The 5,042-nt window shown below is 45.6% G+C and carries 5 protein-coding genes; 4 read left to right on the forward strand and 1 reads right to left on the reverse strand.

Annotation, left to right across the window (positions count from 1 at the left end; genetic code table 11):
* The first annotated feature begins 247 nt into the window (after nt 1–247).
* A complete protein-coding gene (locus BJP37_RS18360) occupies nt 248–1,042 on the forward strand; it encodes a lysozyme (protein ID WP_075900880.1) in 795 nt (264 codons plus the stop codon).
* Here the strand turns inward: BJP37_RS18360 and BJP37_RS39505 are convergent.
* Nucleotides 1,039–1,203 (reverse strand): hypothetical protein, encoded by a 165-nt coding sequence (locus BJP37_RS39505; RefSeq protein WP_158069651.1) that lies wholly within the window; start codon nt 1,201–1,203, stop codon nt 1,039–1,041. The two genes, BJP37_RS18360 and BJP37_RS39505, sit on opposite strands and share 4 nt — an antisense overlap.
* Before the next feature lie 140 nt (nt 1,204–1,343).
* Here BJP37_RS39505 and BJP37_RS18365 point away from each other — a divergent pair, with 140 nt between their 5' ends.
* The 3 genes from BJP37_RS18365 (at nt 1,344) to BJP37_RS18380 (ending at nt 4,593) form a co-directional block, all read left to right on the forward strand.
* On the forward strand, nt 1,344–2,501 hold the full coding sequence (locus BJP37_RS18365) for an iron-containing alcohol dehydrogenase family protein (protein ID WP_075900882.1): 1,158 nt from the start codon (nt 1,344–1,346) through the stop codon (nt 2,499–2,501).
* Nucleotides 2,502–2,773: 272 nt separating this feature from the next.
* Nucleotides 2,774–3,982 (forward strand): aspartate aminotransferase, encoded by a 1,209-nt coding sequence (locus tag BJP37_RS18370; RefSeq protein WP_438941509.1) that lies wholly within the window; start codon nt 2,774–2,776, stop codon nt 3,980–3,982.
* Between the two features lie 428 nt (nt 3,983–4,410).
* Nucleotides 4,411–4,593: a hypothetical protein gene (locus BJP37_RS18380; RefSeq protein WP_143727675.1), complete on the forward strand. Its 183-nt coding sequence runs from the start codon at nt 4,411–4,413 to the stop codon at nt 4,591–4,593.
* The last annotated feature ends 449 nt before the right edge of the window (nt 4,594–5,042 follow it).

A 5,042-nucleotide genomic window follows, 5' to 3' on the forward strand; every position in this document is an offset into this window, starting at 1 on the left:
GGTGTGGGGTGTGGGGTGTGGGGTGTGGGGTGTGGGGGATAAGAAAGCGATGCAGAGGTGCTCCCTGCTCCGTTCGCGTAGCGTGGCCTACGGCCTCAGTCCCTACAAACCCAAAACTTTGTACCTAACTGAAGTGCAAACCGCTGTAACGTTGATCCATTACATATTAAAAAATTAGGAATATAATAATTAGTAAAGCATATTTTATCGCCAATAACGTTACGTTTATTTTATAAGTTATATAACTATGTCAGCTATAACGATTAAAGACATCAAACTCGATAGCCTTTCTGTGGAAGAACGCTATGCACTTGACATTATAGTCAACCTGCCAGGGCCTCAGGTTAGTAAACTCCAAGAATTAATGGAATTGGAGGTAGAAGACGTTATTAGCCCTATAATTATACAAAATTTTATTGAACTGTGTCAAGAATGCGGCTTGGACTTATCTGAGGCAGGAGTCAATCGGTTTAAAGACGCTAACAAACTGGGTAATACTGGAGCCGTAAAAGGAATTATTGGTCCTCAAACGGCTCAGTTTTACTTTGATGCTATCATCAAGAAAGTAACACCAGAGTTGCCACCAGGTACCGATAGAAACATTAACCAAGCTGGTTTAGATCTTGTAAAAGAGTTTGAAGGACTCCATAAAAGGTGCCCCGATGGCAGAGTAGAAGCTTATATCGATCCGGTGGGAATTCCTACTATTGGATGGGGTCATACGGCTGGTGTTCGCATCGGAGATATCATCACTGTTGAGCAAGCGGAGAAATTGCTCAGACAAGATTTAGAAAGTTCTGAATCTACGGTGAGTAATCTTGTCAAAGTATCACTGACTGATAATGAATTCTCTGCTCTAGTTAGCTTTGTGTTCAATATAGGACCAACAGCGTTTAGGCGCTCGACATTGTTACGTAAGTTGAATCAGGGTAATGATCAAGGGGCTGCCAATGAGTTTCTTCGTTGGAACAAGGGTGGTGGTCGAGTCCTATTAGGCTTGAGCAAACGCAGAGAAGCAGAGCGTAAATTGTTTTTGAGCTAATTCAAAGTTAAGGTTGAAAGTTGTTCGCCTAGCGTGGCCGTTCGCGCAGCGTGGCCTACGGCCTTAAGGGCAAGGTTGCAGGTTGAAAGGTTGAAAGGTTCAAAGGTTGAAAGGTTCAAAGGTTCAAAGGTTGAAAGGTTCAAAGGTTCAAAGGTTTTCATCCAAGGCTACACCTAATACCTAAACCCTAATACCTAACCCCTAACCCCTGTAAGTTGGGCAAAATGTATAATAAGAAACCTATCACCCAGTAAGGTCATTACTCACCTTACTAAACCAAAAGTTTATTTGGGCTACAGGCATGACCAAACAAGCACCTACTTCCTTGCTTTCCCTAAACGTGGCACCGACTCAAGTACTGCGTTGTCCGTTGGAAGAATCAGGAAATGCGATCGCACGGTTGGGAAATCGTCCTTTGATTGTAGGAGGCCAGCATACTCTGGCTACCCTAGCCTCATCACTGGAATCGGTTTTGGAACAGCATCAACTCAGGTATGAATGCGCATCCTACAGTCCTGATTGCAGTGAGAAGTCTTTAGGTAAACTCTCAGAAGCCGTTGCTGCTCATCAATCTGACTTAATTATTGGGATTGGCGGTGGTAAGGCGTTGGATATTGCTAAAATCCTAGCGCACCAGTGCCAGTTACCTGTCGTTACTGTACCCACCTCTGCTGCTACCTGTGCCGCTTGGACAGCTCTATCTAATATCTATTCTGACCATGGGGCTTTCCTGTATGATGTTGGACTTGACCGTTGCCCAGATTTATTGGTACTCGATTACAGCTTGATTCAGACAGCGCCCCAACGTACCCTAGTGGCTGGGATTGGTGATGCCTTAGCGAAGTGGTACGAAGCTTCAGTTAGTAGTGGTAGCGCTACAGATACTCTAATTATTGCGGCTGTCCAACAGGCAAGGGTATTGCGAGATATTTTGTTCCAAAAGTCGGTTAATGCTCTAACCCAACCTGGTAGTGAGGTTTGGCGGGAAGTTGTCGATGCAACAGTTTTACTGGCTGGTGTGATTGGGGGCTTGGGTGGAGCTCGATGTCGTACTGTTGCTGCCCATGCTGTACATAATGGTTTAACTCATATACCAGCAGCTCACGATTCTTTACATGGTGAAAAAGTGGCTTATGGCATTTTGGTGCAGCTGCGTTTAGAAGAAATGCTTCAGGGGAACCAACTGGCAGCATCAGCACGGCAACAGTTGCTGAAGTTTTATAGTGAGCTTGGTTTGCCCCAAACTCTCCAAGACCTGGGATTAGGGTCCATTACCTTGGCTCAGTTACAGAAAGCAGCTGAGATTGCCTGTGGGGAAAATTCTGATATTCATCGGCTACCCTTTAAGGTGCTTCCAGAACAGCTGATGGCAGCAATGGTTTCTACTAGGGTACTAGTTGAGGGGAGTCGTAAGGAGTTAAGTTTGACAACCTCAACGGTTGAAGGTTGTCAGGTTTAAGGTTGAAGGTTGTCAGGTTGAAGGTTGAAGGTTGCAGGTTGAAGGTTGCCGGGTCAACGGTGTTGGGTGTCAGGTTGAAGGTTGCAGGTTGCAGATTTTGAGCTCAAACCTGATACCCTTTAATATTACTAGGATTTTCCCTTACACTGGCTCTCAACTCGTTCGCGATCGCTTTTAGCGGAAGCTTCGCTTCATCGCGTGGCCTTTTGGCCAAAGTCAAAAATTATAGATCTTGACCTTCAACCGGCTAACTTCCAAACCTGACACTGATAATGGTAGATTTGATCACCCCAGCACAACGACTAAGCGCACTCCCTCCCTATGTATTTGCTCGTTTAGATGAATTAAAAGCAAGAGCCCGTGAGCAAGGGCTGGATTTGATTGACTTGGGGATGGGTAATCCTGATGGTTCAGCACCGCAGCCGGTGATCGAAGCAGCGATCGCAGCCTTAAAAAATCCCGCTAACCACGGTTATCCTCCGTTTGAGGGGACTGCTAGTTTCCGTCGGGCAATTACGAATTGGTATCACCGCCGCTATGATGTGGAGCTAGACCCAGACAATGAAGCTTTACCTCTGTTAGGGTCTAAGGAAGGACTAGCTCACCTAGCCTTGGCCTATGTGAATCCGGGAGATTTGATTTTAGTACCTTCTCCTGCTTATCCAGTACACTTCCGGGGTCCGTTGATTGCTGGGGGGGAAATTCACAGTTTGGTTTTGAAACCGGAAAATGATTGGCTGATTGATTTAGGTGCGATTCCGGATCAGGTTGCCCAACGAGCTAAGATCCTCTATTTTAACTATCCAAGTAATCCAACCACCGCTACCGCCCCAAGGGAGTTTTTTGAAGAAATTGTTGCGTTTGCCCGTCGGTACTCAATTCTGCTGGTACATGACTTATGTTACGCGGAATTAGCATTTGATGGCTATCAGCCTACTAGTTTGCTGGAAATTCCTGGCGCTAAGGATATTGGGGTCGAATTCCATACCCTATCGAAAACTTATAATATGGCTGGCTGGCGCGTTGGCTTTGTAGTGGGGAATAGCCGCATTATTCAAGGGTTGCGTACCTTAAAAACTAATCTGGACTATGGCATCTTTGCTGCCTTACAAAGCGCTGCTGAAGCCGCCTTGCAACTGTCAGATGTTTACCTTCAAGATGTCCAAAACCGTTACCGCCGCCGCCGAGATTTCATGATTGAGGGTTTGGCAGAGTTGGGTTGGCAGATTCCTAAATCCAAGGCAACCATGTATCTGTGGGTTCCTTGCCCAGTAGGGGTAGGTTCAACGGATTTTGCTCTGGATGTTTTGCAGCAAACTGGAGTAGTCCTCACCCCAGGAAATGCTTTTGGTATCGGGGGTGAAGGGTATGTGCGGATTAGTTTGATTGCGGAATGCGATCGCTTGGGTGAAGCCCTCAATCGGTTGAAACAAGCTAATATCCGCTACCAAGCCGAAACAATGGTTAAGGTTGAAAGTTGAAGGTTGAAAGTTGAAGGTTTAAGGTTTAAGGTTGAAGGTTTAAGGTTCGAGGTTGCAGGTTTAAGGTTTAAAGTTGAAGGTTGAAGGTTGAAGGTTGAAGGTTGCAGGTTGCAGGTTCGAGGTTGCAGGTTGCAGGTTCGAGGTTGCAGGTTGCAGGTTGCAGGTTGTAAGTAGGTGCAGGTAAGTGAACTCAAGAACTGTTGGGGGGATTATATCAAATCTGGTAGCATCGGTTGACAACTTGCAATTGCCTCAATTGACTCTCTCCCCATCTCCCCATCTTCCCATCAATGTTTACAGTTGACGATGTAAACAGAAATAATATTAAACAATATTACTTTACACTCCTGCTAATCTTCGTCACCCCTTCAGGTAATATACTTGAACACAACTTTTGATAAAGAGTCTGCTGGGGTGTGAATGTAATCGTGAAGAACAATAGCCTTCGGACAGGGGTAGCGATTGGCCTTTGGCCACGCTACGCGAACGCTTTTTTGTGGATGGCAACAAGTACTGGTAATGCTGTTGCTGAATTAGTCATGATTGAGCAACAGGTTAAAGAGGTTGTGTCTCATCTAGTTGGGGTAATGGATACCTCGGGATACTCTTAAACCGTAATTAATCGGGATAATCCGGGATAAAACGGTCAAGGTACAATTTATTGTGGTCCGAGTGAGAAGTGGTCATACAGCAATTGGAGTCAAGCCTCCCACTTATCTGTCTGGACGTTCCTCAAATCCCGTTGAGGAGTTGCTTGAAAGCCTTAGTCTTGCTATGTTTGGAATCAAGCCAACCAAGCTCAACTGCATCTAACAGACTCAGTCCCATACCTTCCGGAGACGAAACCTTAGAATAAGGCAGCCTTAATCATAAAGTTTTAAACCTTTTACCCATAGCCGACAAACCATAAAGGCTGCCTTATTCTGACGGTAACTTCTAACCAAGAAACGCGCGGTACGACGCAACAATACTGCCTGCACCTCGGTTTTACTCATGTACCGGGTGATTTATTAAACTAAGCCGAGGAGTCGCCTCCCTGACTCGTCTTCAGAACCGTACG

Source organism: Moorena bouillonii PNG, from assembly GCF_001942495.1.
GTDB lineage: Bacteria > Cyanobacteriota > Cyanobacteriia > Cyanobacteriales > Coleofasciculaceae > Moorena > Moorena bouillonii.

What these genes read in the sequence shown, in the direction of transcription:
- BJP37_RS18370 (WP_438941509.1), top strand. Translation starts at nt 2,774, where the DNA reads ATGGTAGATTTGATCACCCCAGCACAACGACTAAGCGCACTCCCTCCC.
- BJP37_RS18365 (WP_075900882.1), top strand. Translation starts at nt 1,344, where the DNA reads ATGACCAAACAAGCACCTACTTCCTTGCTTTCCCTAAACGTGGCACCG.
- BJP37_RS18360 (WP_075900880.1), top strand. Translation starts at nt 248, where the DNA reads ATGTCAGCTATAACGATTAAAGACATCAAACTCGATAGCCTTTCTGTG.
- BJP37_RS39505 (WP_158069651.1), bottom strand. Translation starts at nt 1,203, where the DNA reads ATGAAAACCTTTGAACCTTTGAACCTTTCAACCTTTGAACCTTTGAAC.